This is a genomic window from Giesbergeria anulus (assembly GCF_900111115.1).
Lineage (GTDB): Bacteria > Pseudomonadota > Gammaproteobacteria > Burkholderiales > Burkholderiaceae_C > Simplicispira > Simplicispira anulus.
This window is the reverse complement of the sequence record NZ_FOGD01000002.1, coordinates 336,273-353,216: the sequence shown is the minus strand read 5'-3', so window position 1 is coordinate 353,216 and position 16,944 is coordinate 336,273. Positions and strand designations below refer to the sequence as shown.

Sequence of the window (16,944 nt, the reverse complement as noted above, 5' to 3'; positions counted from 1 at the left end):
TTTCTGCGGATCGGATCTGCAACCCTGTCGGTCGAGGGGGCAACCTAGTAAAGGTTGCTTCCCATTACTATCATTCCATTCCATTTTATTTTTAACACGGAGAATATCGTGAGCAACAAAGGTCAAATTTTGCAGGATCCGTTTCTGAATGCCTTGCGGCGCGAGCATGTGCCAGTATCGATTTATCTGGTCAATGGCATCAAGCTGCAAGGCCAGATCGAGTCTTTCGATCAGTATGTAGTGCTGCTGCGCAACACGGTGACGCAGATGGTGTACAAGCACGCCATCTCCACCATCGTTCCGGGGCGTGCCGTGAACTTCTCTATTGCTGAAAATGTCGAGCCGGAGTCGGCTTGATGGTGGCCTCATTTGACATCAGATAACAACAAGCAACCAGAGCCAACACCTGTGGTGTTGGTTGGGGTAGATTTTGGTGCAGCCGATTTTGATGCCCAACTTGAAGAGTTGGGCCTGCTAGCGCAAACGGCAGGTATGCAGCCGGTGGCCTCTGTGGTGTGCAAGCGCAAGGCACCGGATGCTGCACTCTTTGTGGGTAGTGGCAAAGCAGACGAGATTCGTCTGTTGGCGCAGATGCACGGCGCTGCCGAGGTATTGTTTGACCAAGCCCTCAGCCCGGCGCAGCAGAGAAATCTGGAGCGCCACTTAGAGTTGCCCGTCAACGACCGCACCTTTCTGATCCTAGAAATTTTTGCCCAGCGCGCCCGCAGCCACGAAGGCAAATTGCAGGTCGAGTTGGCGCGCCTCAATTACCTGAGCACCCGTTTGGTGCGCCGCTGGTCGCACTTAGAGCGGCAACGCGGCGGCATTGGTGCGCGTGGTGGCCCCGGCGAGGCGCAAATTGAGCTAGACCGGCGCATGATTGGCGAGTCTATCAAGCGGCTCAAAGAGCGCCTGTCCAAGGTCAAGCGCCAGCGCACGACGCAGCGGCGTCAGCGTGAGCGCCGCCAAACCTTTAATGTGTCGTTGGTGGGTTACACCAATGCCGGCAAATCAACCCTGTTCAACGCGCTAGTCAAGGCCAGAGCCTACGCAGCCGATCAGCTTTTTGCCACCTTAGATACCACCACGCGCCAGCTCTATATTGGTGAGCTAGAGCGTTCCGTTTCTTTGTCTGATACGGTGGGTTTTATCAAAGACTTGCCGCACGGCTTGGTCGATGCCTTCCAAGCCACGTTGCAAGAGGCGATTGACGCCGACCTGCTGCTGCACGTCATTGATGCGTCTAACCCCAAGTTTCCAGAACAAATTGCGCAAGTGCAGCGGGTGCTGGCAGAAATTGGTGCCAGCGATATACCGCAATTGCTGGTGTTCAATAAGGCAGATGTGCTGCCCGATGGCCAACAGCCTGTGCAGTGGCAAGATGTTTATGAACTCGATGGCCGCCAGACGCCCAGAGTTTTTGTCAGTGCGCGCACAGGGGCTGGGTTGGCGGGCCTGCGCAGCCAACTGGCCGCGATGATGGTCGCGTTAACTGGCACGACGGCTCCAGCCGATGCTTCGCACCCGCCGCTGGATGCACCCGATGGCAGCGTTGTTTTAAGCTAACCGAAATCAGAAGCAGAGAATTTTTGCATGAACCAACCCTCTTCTCTCCGTGGCCGGGCACCTTGGTTGCTGCGCTTGCGTGGGATGTTCAATCTCAATGATCCCCGTTGGGGGCGTGGTGATAACAACTCGGCGGATGACAAGCAGGCCCCTGAGCCCAAGCGCCCCCCGTCCGAGCCGCAACCCCCCGCACCCCCGCGTGGGCGTGATACGGGCAATCAAGCCGGGCAGCCACCTGATTTGGACGAGTTGTGGCGCGACCTCAATCGCAAGCTGGCCGGTTTATTTGGCGAGAAACAAGGCGGTGGCGCGGGCAACGGTCACAATCATGGCGGCAATACTCCCCCCGATATGAAGGGTGCCGGCTTGGGTATCGGCGTGATTGCCACCATTGCCGTGTTGATCTGGCTGGGCACAGGGTTTTTTATTGTGCAAGAAGGCCAACAGGCCGTGATTACCCAGTTTGGCAAGTACCACAGTACCGTGGGGGCCGGTTTTAACTGGCGTTTGCCTTATCCGGTGCAACGCCATGAACTGGTGTTTGTGACCCAAATTCGGTCTACTGATGTTGGGCGCGATACGATTATCAAGTCCACAGGTCTGCGTGAATCGGCCATGTTGACCGAAGACGAAAACATCGTCGAGATCAAATTTGCTGTGCAATACCGCTTGAATGATGCGCGGGCTTGGCTGTTTGAAAGCAAAAATCCGGCAGATGCCGTGATCCAAGCTGCCGAAACAGCGGTGCGCGAAGTGGTGAGCAAAATGCGCATGGACACGGCGCTGGCCGAAGAGCGCGACCAGATTGCTCCCCGCGTGCGTGCCCTGATGCAAACCATTTTGGATCGTTACAAAGTGGGCGTGGAGGTTGTGGGCATCAATTTGCAGCAAGGTGGCGTGCGTCCGCCAGAGCAGGTGCAATCGGCCTTTGATGATGTGCTCAAGGCGGGCCAAGAGCGCGAGCGTGCCAAGAACGAGGCCGAGGCGTATGCCAATGATGTGATTCCACGGGCGGTGGGGTCGGCCTCGCGCCTGAAAGAAGAAGCCGATGCCTACAAGGCCCGCATTGTGGCTCAAGCCCAAGGCGATGCACAGCGCTTTAGCGCTGTGTTGGCAGAGTACCAAAAGGCCCCGCAAGTCACTCGCGACCGCATGTATCTGGAGTCGATGCAGCAAATTTACAGCAATGTGACCAAGGTGGTGGTGGATTCACGCCAAGGGGGCAATATGCTGTATTTGCCGCTGGAGAAGATTTTGCAGGGGAATGTGGCTTCTGCCACCGACCTGCTGGGCGCACCCGCCGCCACCCCACCTGCCTCGCCACCAGCGACGCATGTGCCGGTGGATTCGCGCACCCGCGACAACAGTCGCACGCGTGACCGTGAAGTCCGCTAGGAGAACGATGTGAATCGCGTTGGATTTTTTGCGTCTTTTATTTTTGCCTTGTTAGCTTTGGCTAACTCTATGCTGTTTGTCGTAGACCAGCGCCAGTTTGGTGTCGTCTATGCCTTGGGCCAGATCAAGGAAGTCATTACTGAGCCGGGCCTGAGCTTTAAGCTGCCGCCACCGTTTCAGAATGTGTCTTACATTGACAAGCGCCTGCTCACGCTCGACAGCACCGACACCGAACCCATGCTGACGGCAGAAAAGCAACGGGTGGTGATTGACTGGTATGTGCGCTGGCGCATCAGCGAGCCATCCGAATACATCCGCAATGTCGGGCTGGACGAAAACGCCGGGGCCACCCAGCTCAATCGGGTGGTGCGCAATGCCTTCCAAGAAGAAATCAACAAGCGCACAGTCAAGGAGTTGCTCTCGTCCAAGCGTGAGCAGTTGATGGCTGATGTCAAGCGCGAGGTGCTGGAGTCGGTGCGGGGCGGTGCCAAGCCTTGGGGCGTGGATGTGGTCGATGTGCGCATTACCCGCGTCGATTATGTTGAGTCCATCACTGAGTCGGTGTACCGCCGTATGGAGGCTGAGCGCAAGCGCGTTGCCAACGAGTTGCGCTCTACAGGGGCTGCTGAGGGCGAAAAAATCCGCGCTGATGCCGACCGCCAGCGCGAAATCACCATTGCCAATGCCTACCGTGACGCACAAAAGGTCAAGGGCGAGGGCGATGCCGAGGCTGCGCGCATTTATGCCGAGGCTTTTGGCCGCGACCCGCAGTTTGCGCAGTTTTACCGCAGCCTCGATGCCTACAAGGCTAGCTTTAGTAAGAAGAGCGATGTGCTGCTGCTTGACCCCAATTCATCAGAATTCTTTAAGGTGTTTCGTGGTGGCGGGGCCGGTGCAGCACGTCACTGAGCTTTGAGTGTTTCCCCCAAACCCCCTGCCAATCTGTGTGATAGGCAGGGGGTTTTTATTGGGGACAAGTGTTTGATGGGTAAGCCCAGTCCGGCCAAGTAAACATCCATGGTTTGTTGGCCCGTCTGTTCCAAGTCAAACGCTTGTGGGTCGAGTAACCAGCGTTGCACCAGCCCCTCAATCAGGGCTTGCAAGCCGATGGCTGCTGTGTCCAAAGGAATCGTCAATGGCTGCTGCGTTGCCCTGCTGGCAGAGGCCAAGGCCAATTGGTTTTGCTCGACGCATCGCCGGTGTGAGTGCAAACGGCGCTCTTGTACGGACACCAACTCGTTGGTCAGTTCGATTTTTTGCGTGGCAATTTCTAACACCCGCCGTGTGGCGGTATCGGTGGCAATCAGATGCAAGGCATTGAGCAGGGCGGTACGCAGTTGGCCCAGCGCATGGCCATCGGTCATGGCGCTGGCTTGGGCGTGAATTTCCTCTAGCGGTAGAGTGACCCGCTCCATCATGGCATTGAACAAATCCGCCTTGTCTTTGAAATGCCAGTAAATAGCCCCACGGGTGGTGCCTGCTGCGGTGGCAATGTCATTGAGCGAGGTGCGCGAGACCCCTCTGGTTTGGAACAGTTGTTCTGCGGCATCGAGCAAGCTGTTGCGGGTGGCTTGCGCCTCGGCTTTTGTGCGTCGTGCCATCAATTATCTCCATGTCAAGGGCAAAGGTTGCACTATACATACATTCGAGAATGTATGTATACTGCTTTCCTTCTTTGACTGTCCTGCGGACTCAGGACAGTGCAGTGCGTGTGCTACCTTGCCAAGATGGTGGGTATTTTTTGCTTGCACTGCCTTTTTCCCCCAAAGGATTCCTGCCATGCCTGCTGTGCGCCCTTCCCAAACTGTTTTTTCTCCTGCGCCGTTCTGGCATCGCGGGTCTTTTCGTGCTGCCAGTGCTGCTGGGCTGGCCGTTGCTTTGTTGTTGGCGGGCTGCGGTAAGCCAGAGGCTCCCGCTGCGGGGCCGGGCGGCCCGGCAGGCAAGATGCCACCCCCAGAAGTCGGGGTAGTAACGGCCGCCTTGGGCGATGTGGGGCTGGTAACAGAACTGCCGGGGCGGCTAGAAGCCTCACGGGTGGCTCAGGTGCGGGCGCGCGCCGCAGGTATTGTGCAAAAGCGTTTGTTTACCGAAGGTGCTGAGGTGAAACAGGGCCAGCCGCTCTTTGCCATTGATGCCGCCCCCTACCAAGCTGCCTTGCAAACGGCCCAAGCCCAATTGGCACGGGCACAAGCCAACTTGAGCCAAGCAGCAGCGCTGGCCGAACGCTACCAGCCACTGGTGGAGGCTGATGCCGTGAGTCGGCAAGAGTATGCCAATGCCGTGGCTGGGCATCAGCAAGCGCGTGCCGATGTGGCAGCAGGCCAAGCAGCAGTGCAGACGGCACAGATCAACCTAGGCTATGCCAGCGTAACTGCACCGATTTCGGGCCGTATTGGCCGGGCTTTGGTGACCGAGGGGGCCTTGGTGGGGCAGGGTGAGAGCACGCCGCTGGCGGTGATTCAGCAGATTCATCCGGTGTATGTCAACTTTACCCAATCTGCTGCCGAGGTGATGAAACTGCGCCGCGCCTTGGAGTCGGGGCAGCTCAAGCGCGCAGGGGGCAAGGATGCCGCCAGTATCCGTGTCGTGCTCGATGATGGCAGTGAATATCCTTTGGCGGGCAAGCTGTTGTTCTCTGATTTGACGGTGGATGCTACTACCGGCCAAATCACCCTGCGTGCCGAAGTGCCCAACCCCAAGGGGGAGTTGCTGCCCGGCCTGTATGTGCGTGTGCGCTTAGAGCAAGCCCAAGTGTCTGATGCCATCACGCTGCCGCAGCAGGCGGTCACGCGCACCCAGCAAGGCGACAAGGTGACGATTGTTACTGCCGAGGGCAAACTGGTGCCACGCAGCGTGAAGGTGGGTGCCGCCCGTAACAACCAATGGGTAGTGTTAGATGGCCTGAAGGCCGGTGAGCAGGTGATGGTCGATGGCTTCCAGAAGCTGCAAATGTTGCCACCGGGCACCCCTGTCAAGGCGGTGCCGTGGCAGGCACTGGGTGGCCAGCCCGCAGCGCCGCAGCCACCAGCACCAGCTACCGATAAGGCTGCTTCCGCAGCAGCACCAGCACCAGCGGCAGCGGCCAGTGCCGCCAAGCAGTAAGGAGCCTACGGTATGGCTAAATTTTTTATCGACCGGCCCATTTTTGCGTGGGTGATTGCCCTGTTTATCATGGTGCTGGGAGCGGTGTCTATCACCAAGCTGCCCATTGCCCAGTACCCGGCAGTGGCACCGCCCACCATCGTGGTCACGGCGGCCTATCCCGGTGCTTCGGCCCAGACGCTGGAAGACAGTGTATTGGCGGTGATTGAGCGCGAGATGAACGGTGCGCCCGGTTTGGCCTATGTCGAAACCGTGAGCCAAGCCAATGGCTCAGGCACCATCACTTTGAGCTTTGAGCCGGGCACCAATGCCGAGCTGGCACAGGTGGAAGTGCAAAACCGCCTGTCGCGCGCTACGCCGCGCCTGCCTGCGGTGGTTAACCAGCAAGGTGTGCGCGTGGACAAGGCGCGCTCCAACTTCTTGCTGTTTGCCATGCTCTCGTCCAATGACCCGAAGGTGGATGTTTCGGCCTTGAGCGATTACGCCTCGCGCAATGTGGTGCCAGAGTTACAACGCCTGCCGGGTATCGGCCAAGTGCAGTTGTTTGGTTCCGAGCGTGCGATGCGTGTGTGGGTCGATCCGGCCAAGTTGCAGGGTTACAACCTGTCGGCAGCAGAGGTGGCGGCGGCTATCCAAGCACAAAATGCCCAAGTGTCTGCGGGTAGCTTGGGTGAATTGCCCCACATGGTGGGCCAAACGATTTCGGCCACGGTGGTGGTGCCCGGCCAACTGAGCAGCGTAGAAGAATTTGGCAGCATTGTGCTGCGCGCCAATGCCGATGGCTCTACGGTGCGCCTGAAGGATGTGGCGCGCATTGAGTTGGGGTCACAGTCTTACGCCACCAGCGCACGGCTCAATGGCAAGCCCGCCGCTGGTATGGGCTTGCAGTTGTCGCCGTCGGGCAATGCCTTGGCGGCGGCAGAGGCTGTCAAGGTGCGGCTGGCAGAGTTGGAAAAGTTTTTTCCACCCGGCGTAGTGTGGTCTATTCCTTACGATAGCTCGAACTTCATCAAAATCTCCATCAAGCAGGTGGCGCAGACGCTGCTCGAAGCCATTGTGCTGGTGTTTTTGGTGATGTACCTGTTCTTGCAGAACTTCCGCTACACCATCATTCCGACCATTGTGGTGCCGGTGGCACTGCTGGGCACCTTTGGCGCACTGCTGGCTATGGGGTTCTCCATCAACGTGCTCACCATGTTCGGCATGGTGCTGGTGATCGGCATTGTGGTGGACGATGCCATTGTGGTGGTGGAGAACGTTGAGCGCATCATGGGCGAGGAGGGCTTGTCGCCGCTAGAGGCCACGCGCAAAGCGATGAGCCAAATCTCCGGGGCCATCATCGGCATTACGGTGGTGCTGATTGCGGTGTTTGTGCCGCTGGCCTTTTTTGCCGGTTCGGTGGGCAATATCTACCGCCAATTTTCGGCGGTGATGGCGGTGTCTATTGCCTTCTCGGCTTTCATGGCGCTGTCACTCACGCCCGCGCTGTGTGCCACGCTGCTCAAACCGGTCAAAGCAGGCCACGGCCATGCCAAAACCGGCTTTTTTGGAGCCTTTAACCGGGGCTTTGCCCGCAGTACCAAAGGTTATGAGGGCTGGGTAGCCAAATTGCTGCGCCGCTCGGGCCGGGTGATGGTGATTTATGTGGCACTGGTGGCGGCTGTGGGGGTGCTGTATTTGCGCTTGCCTACCTCTTTCTTGCCCAATGAAGACCAAGGCAATGTGCTGGTCAATATCCAGTTGCCACCGGGGGCGACGCAAGAGCGTACCCGCGCTGTGGCAGAAAAAGTAGAAGCCTTTATGCTGGCGCAGCCCGAAGTGAAAAGCATGGTTGCGGTGCTGGGCTTTAGCTTTTCTGGACAAGGCCAGAACGCGGGCCTGTCGTTTGTGACGCTGAAAGACTGGGCCGAGCGCCCCGGTGAGGCGCACAGCGCCGAGGCACTGGCCAAGCGGGCGATGGGTGCTTTGATGGGCGTGCGCGATGCTTTTATCTTCCCGCTCAATCCGCCGCCGATTCCAGAACTGGGCACCAGTTCGGGTTTTACCTTCCGCTTGCAAGACCGTGGCGGTAATGGTCATGATGCGCTGGTAGCGGCGCGCAACCAAATGCTAGGTATGTCGCGCCAAAGCAAGGTGTTGGAGGGCGTGCGCCCCGATGGCCTAGAGGATGCGCCCCAGTTGCAGGTAGATATTGACCGTGACAAGGCCAATGCCCAAGGGGTAAGTTTTGCGGCCATCAACAGCACCATCTCTACGGCGTTAGGCTCGGCCTATGTGAATGATTTTCCGAATGCTGGGCGCTTGCAGCGCGTGGTGGTGCAGGCCGAGGCCAAAGAGCGGATGCAGCCTGAAGACATCTTAAAACTCACAGCAGTGAACAACATGGGCAAAGCGGTGCCGCTGTCGGCGTTTGCTAGCACGCGCTGGATTTCAGGGGCTATGCAAACCGTGCGCTACAACGGCTATCCGGCCATGCGTATCTCTGGCGGTGCGGCACCGGGCTACAGCACGGGCGACGCCATGGCCGAGATGGAGCGTTTTGCCGCCCAGTTGCCACCGGGTTTTGGCTTTGAGTGGACAGGCCAATCGCGCGAAGAAAAGCTGGCTGGCTCGCAAGCCATCATTTTGTACGGTTTTGCTATTTTGGCGGTGTTCTTGGCACTGGCGGCGCTGTATGAGAGCTGGTCGATTCCGTTGGCCGTGATTTTGGTGGTGCCGTTGGGGGTGTTGGGGGTGCTGCTGGGCGTGAGCGCACGCGGCATGAGCAACGACGTTTATTTCCAAGTGGGCCTTATCACCATTATTGGCTTATCGGCCAAAAATGCGATTTTGATTATTGAGTTTGCCAAAGACTTGCAAGCCCAAGGCGAGAGCGTGTTGGAGGCAGCTTTGGCGGCTGCGCATTTGCGCTTTCGCCCCATCATCATGACCTCGTTGGCCTTTATGCTGGGTGTGGTGCCATTGGCGATGGCCACCGGGGCCAGCTCGGCCAGCCAGCGTGCCATTGGTACCGGCGTTATTTCGGGTATGTTGGTGGGCACGGTGTTGGCGGTGTTTTTGGTGCCGATTTTCTTTGTCGTGGTGCGCAGCCTGTTTAAGGACAGCGAGCGCCAGCGCGAGCGCTTTAAGCACCATGCCGAAGAGGCAGGTATCACTGCCGAAGCAGGCGCTGCCTTCTTGGCCCAAGCGGAAGAAGGTTTGTCTGAAGCAGAAAAACGTGCCTTGCACCAAGGGCAACATCCAGCTATCAATCACAAGGAGCACTGAACCATGCCGCTGAATTTTTCTTTCCGGCCCTTGGCTTGGGCTAGCTTGCTGGCCGTCTTGTCTCTGGCGGGCTGCTCCATGACGCCAGATTATGTGCGCCCGGAGGCTCCCGTGGCGGCGCAGTGGCCGGCACAGGGCACCGCCATCGCTACCCACACCCCTGCGGCAGCAGATGTTGCCGCATGGCAAGACTTTATTGCCGATACCCGTTTGCGCGAGCTGGTGGCGCTGGCCTTGCAGCACAACCGCGATTTGCATGTGGCCGTGGCCAATATCGAACAGGCGCGGGCGCAATACCAGATTCGTAGCGCGGATCAGCTCCCGAGCATCAACGCCGGGGTCACAGGTAACCGCCAGCCCAAAACCGACGGCAGTGGCAACATTAGCAGTGCTTACACCGCAGGCTTGCTGTTGACATCGTGGGAAATCGACTTCTTTGGCCGTATTGCCAGTCTGAAGGATGCGGCGCTGGCGCAATTTTTGGCTACCCAAGAAGCGCGCAATGCGGTGCAGACTAGCTTGGTGGCCTCGGTGGCTAGCACGTGGCTGAGTTTGCAAACCAACAACGAACTGTTGGCCCTGACGCAGCACACCTTAGCTACGCGCGAAGACTCTTTGCGGCTGGTGCACCTGCGTTTTGAGCGTGGCGTGACTTCAGCGTTGGATGTGCGCCAAGCCCAGTCTTTGTTGGCGTCGGCCAAAGCTACCTTGGCCCAGCAGCAGCGCCTGCGCGCCTTAGATATCAATGCCCTGACTCAGTTGGTGGGCCACACCCCGCCTGAAGCGTTGTTGGAGTCGGGTGCTGGTACGCTGGGCGCGCCGGTATTGCGCGAGGTGCCAGTGGGGCTGCCCTCTGATTTGTTGATACACCGTGCCGATATTCGGGCTGCTGAGCAGCAATTGCTGGCTGCCAACGCCAATATTGGCGCAGCCCGTGCGGCTTTCTTTCCGCGCATTGCGCTGACGGCCAGTGCAGGCACTGCCAGTGGCGCGCTGTCAGGTTTATTCGAAAGCGGTTCTTGGGGTTGGACTTTGGCACCGCAGGCGCTGTTGCCTATTTTTGATTCAGGGCGCAATCAGGCCAATCTGGAGGCTGCCCAAGCGGGGCGCAACTTGGCGCTGGCACAGTATGAGAAAGCTATCCAAACGGCCTTCCGTGAGGTGGCCGATGCACTGGCCGGTTTTGCCACGCTGGGGCCACAGTTGCAGGCGCAGCAAGAGCAGGCACAGGCAGAGACAGAGCGCTTTCGGCTAGCCGATTTGCGCTATCGCAATGGTGTTGCCAATTACCTAGAGGTGCTCGACGCCCAGCGCACGCTGTTTGCCAGCCAGCAGGCTCTGGCACAAACCCAGTTGGCACAGCGGCAAAACCAGATTGCCCTGTACAAGGCCATCGGTGGGGGGTGGAAAGCCCCGGAGGCGGCACCCGCCACTGCCCGATAGGGGGGGCAAGCCCCAGAGGCTCAGGCGACCAATGCCTCGCGTGGGGCAGCATCTAGGTCGGTGCTACGTGGCACGGCCATCAGGTGTGGGTGGGGGCGCTGGCCGCCACCATGCACCACCACCGGCAGGGTGCTGCGCTTGGCCTCGTGCTTGGCCATTGCCGCTAGGTTGGCCACATCTTCGGCTTGGGTGAGCTGGCCGGGGGCAATGCAGGTAGCCCCTACCGAGACCGTGGTGCAGGGAAAGAAACGCAGCACACCATGCCGGTCTTCGGCCTGAATGCCTCCGGCCCGTTGTGCTTCCGGGTCAAACAATTTACGTGCTTCTTGGGCAAACTCGCTGACGATGGCGTGGCAGCGCGCTAGCCAGTCGGGGCTTTGGAACACCAGCAAAAAATCATCGCCGCCCACATGGCCGACAAAATCGCGCTCGGCATCGGCATGGCTGGTGGTGACGCGTGCCAGCAGCCGGATCATTTCATCGCCGCGCCAGTAGCCGTACTGGTCATTGAAGGGCTTGAAATGGTTCAGATCGGCATAACAAGCCACAAAGGCCACATGGTGGTCGAGCAGGCGCTGGATATGCTGGCTGATGGGGATGTTGCCGGGCAAGAAGGTCAGGGGGTTGGCATGGCGGGCGGCCTCTACCCGTGCTTCCGTCACGGCGCGCACCAGTTGCTCGCCGGTGCCTAGGCCGACATAACGGCCATTGTCCGTCACGATAAAGCCATCGTTCAAATAGCGCTGGTCTTGTGAGGTCAGGATGCCTAGGAGTTGCGCGACATCGCAGTCGCGCTCTACCACTCTGGGTTGTAGATTGGCAAAGGCCAGACACGATTTACGGCCATGCAGTTCACGAAAATACAGTGTGGCGTAGTTGGTCATGAAGCTTTGGCGGTTGATGAGTGCGATGGGGCGCTCGTCCTCGACAATGGCCAGTGCGTGCAGGTGGCTGTGCTGTTTGAAGCACGCTGCTACGGCATCATTTTCGGTGTCGGGCATCAAGGTGGGGGCAGCCACTACAGAGATATGGCGCAGCACGCCAGCCGGGGTGGGTGTTTGCATTGCATGGGGCAACACGGCCACGCGCTGGTCTTGCAAGATCTCTTGCGCCAAAGTGGGCAGGGCGTGGGCCGCTTGGCGGGCCGGACGGCCCAGCAGCCAGCCCTGACCATAGGTGATGTCTAGATCGCGAATGGCGCGCAAGTCGGCGGGGGTTTCTATGCCCTCGGCAATGAGTGTGGTGCCAAATACTTGGGCGATGCCCTTGATGGCCTGCACCATTTGCAGGTTTTGCGGCTGGGCGCTGATGTCGCGCACAAAGTATTTGTCGATTTTCACAAAATCGGGTTTGATCTCAGACCACACCCGCAGGCTAGAGCGCCCATCGCCAAAATCATCTAAGGCCAGCCGCATTCCGGCGGCATGAACGTTTTGCACGGCGTGGCGCAATTGGGCCATATCGCCCACGCGCTCGTGTTCCGTGATTTCTAGCACCACCATGCGCGGCTTGACGCCCCAGCTGCGCACCATACCGACCAGCCCTTGGGTGCCCGACAACGACAGGGCCTGCACCAGCGCATCGGCACTGATATTGACAAACACGCGCCCATCTGCGCCGGAGGCTCCCCACTCCTGTAAGGCGGTGTAGGCACAAAAGATCTCAAAATCTTGTAACAAATGTTCGCGCCGGGCAAGATCGAGCAAGGTGTCGGGGGTGTGCCAAGCGGTGCCTTCGGGGCCGCGAATCAGTGCCTCATGGGCGTAGATGGTGCCTGAGCGCAAATCGGCCAATGGTTGAAAAACGCAGTGCAGTTGGCCCGAACGCACCAGCTTGGCCAGCAAGCCCTGACCTTGGCGCAGGGCCGGTGACAGGGTGGTAAGCACTCTTTCGCAGGCTATAGAAGCGGTCAAAGGCATGTGCTGATGTCCTGTGCATGAGGGAGAATGCACCGAGCCTAGCGTTCTTGAGTGACAGTGCTATTACACCAAAATGGCGCAAACTAAAAGCCGAAAAAGCAATAAAAACTATGACGGTTTCTCTCGGTAGCGATTGGCAGTAAGCTGGCACAAAGGAGACGTTCATCATGTTCAAGATTCCCCCTGTATCTGCCGCCCGTTTGCCGGAGTTGCTGCGTGCCATGCCCAAGGCCGAGCTGCATATTCACATTGAAGGCTCCTTAGAGCCAGAGTTGATTTTTGCTTTGGCCCAGCGCAATGGCGTCACCCTGCCCTATGCCAGTGTGCAGGCGCTGCGCAGCGCCTACGCTTTTAGCAATTTGCAGAGTTTTTTGGATATTTACTACGCTGGGGCCAGTGTGCTGTTGCACGAGCAGGACTTTTACGACATGGCCCGTGCCTATCTGGCCCGTGCCGTGCAAGACAACGTGGTTCACGCCGAAATCTTTTTTGATCCGCAAACGCACACTGCGCGCGGTGTGCCGATGGAAACCGTGATCCACGGCTTGCACCGTGCTTGCCAAGATGCACGGGCCGAGTCGGGCATCAGCGCCACGCTCATTTTGTGCTTTTTGCGCCACCTGAGCGAGGAAGATGCCTTTGCCACACTAGAGCAGGCGCTGCCGTGGCAAGACAAGTTCATTGGTGTGGGCTTGGATAGCAGCGAGGTGGGCCATCCGCCAGAAAAGTTTGCCCGCGTGTTTGCCCGCTGCCGCGAGTTGGGGCTGCATGTGGTGGCCCATGCGGGCGAAGAAGGGCCACCAGCCTATATTTGGAGTGCGCTTGATGTGCTGGGGGCCGAGCGCATTGACCACGGTGTGCAAGCCCTGCACGATGTGGCACTGGTGCAACGGCTGGCACAAAACCGCACTCCACTGACGGTGTGCCCGCTATCGAACCAAAAGCTGTGTGTGTTTCCTAACCTCAAAGACCACAACCTGCCCCAGTTGCTAGAGGCGGGCTTGTGCGCGACGGTCAACTCTGACGACCCGGCTTATTTTGGTGGCTACCTCAACGACAACTTGGTGCAGGTGTTTGCGGCCACTGATATGACGGCCCGCCATGCCTATCAGTTGGCTAGCAACAGCTTTGAGGCCAGCTTTGCGCCCGAGGCCGACAAGCGCCTGTGGCAGCACCGGCTCAAAGAGGTGTTTGAGCTCTTTGTCGAGCACGACTATTGAGCCGGTACCGCTGCCGTTCAAGGTGTGGGCGCAATGGCGCGAGTCAGTTGTGCAGCATAGTCTTGCAAGGTGGCAGCATCGGGGTTCTTGCGCGGCCAGCTTAGTGCGATACCGTCTTGCGCGTGGCGCGGCACCACATGCAAATGGAAGTGGAACACCGTCTGGTCGCCCTCACGGCCATTGGCTTGCAGCGGCGTGAGGCCGGGCGGGTCAAAAGTGGCTTGGATGGCACTGGCCACGCGTTGCGCTGTTTGCATCACGGCAGCGGCTTCTTCGGGGGTGATGTCCAGTAGGGTGGCGGCATGGCGTTTGGTAGCCACCAGCACATGGCCGGGGTTGACTTGGCCGATGTCCATGAAAGCGATGGTGAGTGCATCTTCATAGACGCGGGCGGCGGGGATTTCTCCGGCCACGAGGCGGCAAAAAATACATTGGCCCGGCGGCGAGGTATCGACAAACATCGGCATGGTAGGACTCCTGCAGTGGTTTTGGAATAGTACGCGGTTTGGTCTGTGCGCAGCCCCACGAAAGCGCGCACAATGCAACATTCAGGGCAGCGTGCTGCGAGCACTGTGTAAGGTAGGTTTGCAGACATTTGCGCCCCACCACATCACCAAAAAGGCTCCATGCTCCAGATAAACCATTCCAAAGCTAACCATTTGCTTGCCGCGCTGTCCGATATCGAATGGCAGCGCATAGGGCACTTTCTGGAGCCTGTGGAATTGCCGCTGGGGCAGGTGCTTTATGAGTCTGGGCAGCCGATGGCCTATGCCTACTTTCCTACCACCGCCATTGTGTCGGTGCTCTATGTCATGGAAAGTGGCGCTTCGGCAGAAATTGCCGTGATTGGCCGCGAGGGCGTGGTTGGTGTCTCACTGTTTCTGGGCGGCGACACCACCCCCAGCCGAGGCGTGGTGCAAAGCGCTGGGATGGGGATGCGGCTCAATGCGCAAAGAATTAAAAATGAGTTCAATCTGTCCGGCCCCTTTATGCGGCTGCTGCTGCGCTACACCCAAGCGCTGATTTCGCAAATGACGCAAACAGCAGCGTGCAACCGGCACCATTCGCTAGACAAGCAATTGTGTCGCTGGCTGCTGCTTAGTATGGATTGCCTACAAGGCAATGAACTGGTGATGACGCAAGAGCTAATGGCCAATATGCTGGGGGTGCGCCGCGAGGGCGTGACCGAAGCGGCGCTCCGGCTGCAAGCGGCGGGCCTGATCCGCTATGCACGCGGACGTATCACGGTACTTGACCGCAAGGGGATTGAACTGCGCACCTGCGAGTGTTATGCCGTGGTCAAGCGCGAGTACGACCGGCTGCTGCCAGCAATGCTGGCGCAATAGCCTCAGCGGCTACAAGCACGGTAAAAAGCGGACTGTGTTCGCTAGCGTACCGACCGATAAGGGGTGAGTGTCTAGCCTTCAAGCCTTCGGAGGTGCCGTTTTGGGTGCTCCCAGTTAGGTTCAAAGGATCCTGAATGACTCCCCTTTCACTGGCAGCAGTGCTGCTCCTGACGCTGGGCTTGGTGGCGTGTGGCGACAAGCCGCCGCCCGTGGTGATCCAAGTTCCTGCTGCCTCCCCGGCAGCCGTACCCGGCCCTGCTGGGCCCAAGGGAGTCAGTGGCACGGATGGCAAACCGGGGGCGCAAGGTGCCACCGGACAATCTGGAAAAAGCACCACAGTGATCGTGGCCCCGCCAGCAGCGCCCCCCTATTGAGCGTTCTTCACCTACCAATGCAAGGAGACACTCTATGAGCTTGGGTACCCTATTGTTGATTGTGCTGATCTTGATGCTGATCGGCGTTGTTCCTTCTTGGCCGCACAGCCGTGGCTGGGGTTATGGCCCCAGTGGCTTGTTGAGTGTGGTGGTGGTGGTCATCCTCATTATGCTGTTGACAGGGCGTTTATGAAAGACGTATTCAAGACTGCATGCGCCCTCACCGTGGTAGCTCTGGCCACCCAACAAGCCAGCGCGCAAGTCAACTTTTTTGAAAGCAAGGGCTCTGGCGGGAGTTTCTTTACCAGTGAGCGCGAAATCGGCAATTTTGAGCATTTTGGTTTTAATGACCAAAGCACCGGAGGCGGTGTTCACTGTCAACCGACCGGGAGAGCCGCGCATGCGTTGAGGTGAGGTAGCGTTACCAGCGATGGGCTGGCGATAGGTGCAAAGCAAAACGGCCCCAAGGGGCCGCTTTGATGGATTAGCAGGTTAGTTACTTGAACCAAGACTCGCTGGCCTTGCGTTCCCAGTCGGCCAGTTGCTTTTCTGCGTCTTCTTTGGCAATGCCGTAGCGCTCTTGGATTTTGCCCGCGAGCTGCTCACGGCGTCCGGCAACGATGTCCAGATCGTCTTCGGTCAACTGGCCCCATTGTTCTTTGGCTTTGCCAGCTACTTGTTTCCAATTGCCCTTGATTTGATCCCAGTTCATAGTGAACTCCTTGTGTGTGTGGTGATGTGGACGCTGCTAAAAAACGGTGTCAGGGACGGATGGCAATCTCGTTTTTGACCGAGCGCACGCCCTTGGCTTGGCGGGCAATGTGTTCGGCTACGCTTTTCTCTTCTGCATTCTTGGCAAAACCCGATAACATCACAGTGCCGTTGAGAGTTTCGACGCTGATGGAGGTGCCAGCTACCCGTTTGTCTTCAAACAGGCGTGACTTGACTATCGTGGTGATGCCAGCGTCGTCGATGTAGGCACCAACCGTTTCTTGGTCACGGCCAACGGCGCAGCCGGTGGCACTGAGCAGGGCCACTGCGGCAAGGGCGGCAGCAAGGAAGGGGCGAATGATCATAGAGATGCTCCAGTCGTAGTCGTTGACGAGTGTCGGCTCGTAAATAACCGCCACCCCCAAGGCATGGACTGGTATGCCTCCAGAAAGAGTGTACGGATGCTGGCAGGGTAGTTCTCTAGGCCCGTTGTTGTCCGTGCGTTAGCGAACATAGAGGTATTGCTTATGACGCTGCGCTGGTACTGCAAGTAAACTGTGCTCACGCACCAGTGGCCTTTGAAATGTTTCAAAGGATTTTT

Annotated in this window: 17 protein-coding genes; 12 read left to right on the top strand and 5 right to left on the bottom strand. The window is 58.4% G+C overall.

What is annotated here, in order from left to right; all coding sequences use genetic code 11:
- Positions 1–108 precede the first annotated feature (108 nt).
- From hfq to hflC, 4 genes are read left to right on the top strand one after another with little or no spacing between them, the layout of a single operon-like run.
- Positions 109–357 (top strand): RNA chaperone Hfq, encoded by a 249-nt coding sequence (gene hfq / locus BMX55_RS05505; protein WP_091454108.1) that lies wholly within the window; start codon positions 109–111, stop codon positions 355–357.
- Between the two features lie 51 nt (positions 358–408).
- On the top strand, positions 409–1,566 hold the full coding sequence (gene hflX, locus BMX55_RS05500; protein ID WP_483866617.1) for an HflX GTPase family protein: 1,158 nt from the start codon (positions 409–411) through the stop codon (positions 1,564–1,566).
- Positions 1,567–1,593: 27 nt separating this feature from the next.
- Complete coding sequence (gene hflK, locus BMX55_RS05495) at positions 1,594–2,961, top strand: FtsH protease activity modulator HflK (RefSeq protein WP_091454101.1); 1,368 nt, start codon at positions 1,594–1,596, stop codon at positions 2,959–2,961.
- Between the two features lie 9 nt (positions 2,962–2,970).
- Positions 2,971–3,870 (top strand): protease modulator HflC, encoded by a 900-nt coding sequence (hflC, locus tag BMX55_RS05490; RefSeq protein ID WP_091454097.1) that lies wholly within the window; start codon positions 2,971–2,973, stop codon positions 3,868–3,870.
- Here the strand turns inward: hflC and BMX55_RS05485 are convergent.
- Positions 3,864–4,562: a TetR family transcriptional regulator gene (locus tag BMX55_RS05485; protein WP_091454094.1), complete on the bottom strand. Its 699-nt coding sequence runs from the start codon at positions 4,560–4,562 to the stop codon at positions 3,864–3,866. The two genes, hflC and BMX55_RS05485, sit on opposite strands and share 7 nt — an antisense overlap.
- A gap of 178 nt (positions 4,563–4,740) precedes the next feature.
- Between BMX55_RS05485 and BMX55_RS05480 the strand changes: the two genes are divergently transcribed.
- From BMX55_RS05480 to BMX55_RS05470, 3 genes are read left to right on the top strand one after another with little or no spacing between them, the layout of a single operon-like run.
- Entirely contained in the window at positions 4,741–6,063 is a 1,323-nt protein-coding gene (locus tag BMX55_RS05480; protein ID WP_091454091.1) for an efflux RND transporter periplasmic adaptor subunit, read from the top strand.
- A gap of 12 nt (positions 6,064–6,075) precedes the next feature.
- Positions 6,076–9,330, top strand: a complete 3,255-nt coding sequence (locus BMX55_RS05475) for an efflux RND transporter permease subunit (protein ID WP_091454088.1) — start codon at positions 6,076–6,078, stop codon at positions 9,328–9,330.
- Positions 9,331–9,333: 3 nt separating this feature from the next.
- Positions 9,334–10,773, top strand: a complete 1,440-nt coding sequence (locus BMX55_RS05470; protein ID WP_091454085.1) for an efflux transporter outer membrane subunit — start codon at positions 9,334–9,336, stop codon at positions 10,771–10,773.
- 20 nt (positions 10,774–10,793) lie between these two features.
- Here BMX55_RS05470 and BMX55_RS05465 read toward each other — a convergent pair whose 3' ends face one another.
- On the bottom strand, positions 10,794–12,692 hold the full coding sequence (locus tag BMX55_RS05465) for an EAL domain-containing protein (RefSeq protein WP_091454081.1): 1,899 nt from the start codon (positions 12,690–12,692) through the stop codon (positions 10,794–10,796).
- 167 nt (positions 12,693–12,859) lie between these two features.
- Here BMX55_RS05465 and BMX55_RS05460 point away from each other — a divergent pair, with 167 nt between their 5' ends.
- Positions 12,860–13,912: an adenosine deaminase gene (locus BMX55_RS05460; protein WP_091454078.1), complete on the top strand. Its 1,053-nt coding sequence runs from the start codon at positions 12,860–12,862 to the stop codon at positions 13,910–13,912.
- 17 nt (positions 13,913–13,929) lie between these two features.
- Here the strand turns inward: BMX55_RS05460 and BMX55_RS05455 are convergent, their stop codons facing one another.
- Complete coding sequence (locus BMX55_RS05455; protein ID WP_091454074.1) at positions 13,930–14,379, bottom strand: HIT family protein; 450 nt, start codon at positions 14,377–14,379, stop codon at positions 13,930–13,932.
- Between the two features lie 159 nt (positions 14,380–14,538).
- Here BMX55_RS05455 and BMX55_RS05450 point away from each other — a divergent pair, with 159 nt between their 5' ends.
- The 4 genes from BMX55_RS05450 to BMX55_RS05435 all read left to right on the top strand — a co-directional run bounded on the left by BMX55_RS05450 (position 14,539) and on the right by BMX55_RS05435 (position 16,046).
- On the top strand, positions 14,539–15,258 hold the full coding sequence (locus tag BMX55_RS05450) for a Crp/Fnr family transcriptional regulator (RefSeq protein WP_091454072.1): 720 nt from the start codon (positions 14,539–14,541) through the stop codon (positions 15,256–15,258).
- A gap of 134 nt (positions 15,259–15,392) precedes the next feature.
- Complete coding sequence (locus BMX55_RS05445) at positions 15,393–15,632, top strand: hypothetical protein (RefSeq protein WP_091454070.1); 240 nt, start codon at positions 15,393–15,395, stop codon at positions 15,630–15,632.
- 34 nt (positions 15,633–15,666) lie between these two features.
- Positions 15,667–15,825 (top strand): DUF3309 family protein, encoded by a 159-nt coding sequence (locus tag BMX55_RS05440; protein ID WP_091454069.1) that lies wholly within the window; start codon positions 15,667–15,669, stop codon positions 15,823–15,825.
- Positions 15,822–16,046, top strand: a complete 225-nt coding sequence (locus BMX55_RS05435; RefSeq protein ID WP_091454067.1) for a hypothetical protein — start codon at positions 15,822–15,824, stop codon at positions 16,044–16,046. The genes BMX55_RS05440 and BMX55_RS05435 overlap by 4 nt, the downstream gene beginning before the upstream one ends.
- Before the next feature lie 82 nt (positions 16,047–16,128).
- On the opposite strand, the gene BMX55_RS05430 is transcribed toward BMX55_RS05435, so the two are convergent.
- Positions 16,129–16,344, bottom strand: a complete 216-nt coding sequence (locus BMX55_RS05430) for a CsbD family protein (RefSeq protein WP_091454065.1) — start codon at positions 16,342–16,344, stop codon at positions 16,129–16,131.
- Positions 16,345–16,393: 49 nt separating this feature from the next.
- The gene (locus BMX55_RS05425) at positions 16,394–16,708 is read right to left on the bottom strand and encodes a BON domain-containing protein (protein ID WP_091454055.1); all 315 of its coding nucleotides are present in this window, start codon (positions 16,706–16,708) and stop codon (positions 16,394–16,396) included.
- Positions 16,709–16,944 lie beyond the last annotated feature (236 nt).

What these genes read in the sequence shown, in the direction of transcription:
- BMX55_RS05475 (WP_091454088.1), top strand. Translation starts at nt 6,076, where the DNA reads ATGGCTAAATTTTTTATCGACCGGCCCATTTTTGCGTGGGTGATTGCC.
- BMX55_RS05465 (WP_091454081.1), bottom strand. Translation starts at nt 12,692, where the DNA reads ATGCCTTTGACCGCTTCTATAGCCTGCGAAAGAGTGCTTACCACCCTG.
- BMX55_RS05485 (WP_091454094.1), bottom strand. Translation starts at nt 4,562, where the DNA reads ATGGCACGACGCACAAAAGCCGAGGCGCAAGCCACCCGCAACAGCTTG.
- BMX55_RS05470 (WP_091454085.1), top strand. Translation starts at nt 9,334, where the DNA reads ATGCCGCTGAATTTTTCTTTCCGGCCCTTGGCTTGGGCTAGCTTGCTG.
- BMX55_RS05450 (WP_091454072.1), top strand. Translation starts at nt 14,539, where the DNA reads ATGCTCCAGATAAACCATTCCAAAGCTAACCATTTGCTTGCCGCGCTG.
- BMX55_RS05430 (WP_091454065.1), bottom strand. Translation starts at nt 16,344, where the DNA reads ATGAACTGGGATCAAATCAAGGGCAATTGGAAACAAGTAGCTGGCAAA.
- BMX55_RS05435 (WP_091454067.1), top strand. Translation starts at nt 15,822, where the DNA reads ATGAAAGACGTATTCAAGACTGCATGCGCCCTCACCGTGGTAGCTCTG.
- BMX55_RS05460 (WP_091454078.1), top strand. Translation starts at nt 12,860, where the DNA reads ATGTTCAAGATTCCCCCTGTATCTGCCGCCCGTTTGCCGGAGTTGCTG.
- BMX55_RS05480 (WP_091454091.1), top strand. Translation starts at nt 4,741, where the DNA reads ATGCCTGCTGTGCGCCCTTCCCAAACTGTTTTTTCTCCTGCGCCGTTC.
- BMX55_RS05425 (WP_091454055.1), bottom strand. Translation starts at nt 16,708, where the DNA reads ATGATCATTCGCCCCTTCCTTGCTGCCGCCCTTGCCGCAGTGGCCCTG.
- BMX55_RS05455 (WP_091454074.1), bottom strand. Translation starts at nt 14,379, where the DNA reads ATGCCGATGTTTGTCGATACCTCGCCGCCGGGCCAATGTATTTTTTGC.
- BMX55_RS05440 (WP_091454069.1), top strand. Translation starts at nt 15,667, where the DNA reads ATGAGCTTGGGTACCCTATTGTTGATTGTGCTGATCTTGATGCTGATC.
- hflK (WP_091454101.1), top strand. Translation starts at nt 1,594, where the DNA reads ATGAACCAACCCTCTTCTCTCCGTGGCCGGGCACCTTGGTTGCTGCGC.
- BMX55_RS05445 (WP_091454070.1), top strand. Translation starts at nt 15,393, where the DNA reads ATGACTCCCCTTTCACTGGCAGCAGTGCTGCTCCTGACGCTGGGCTTG.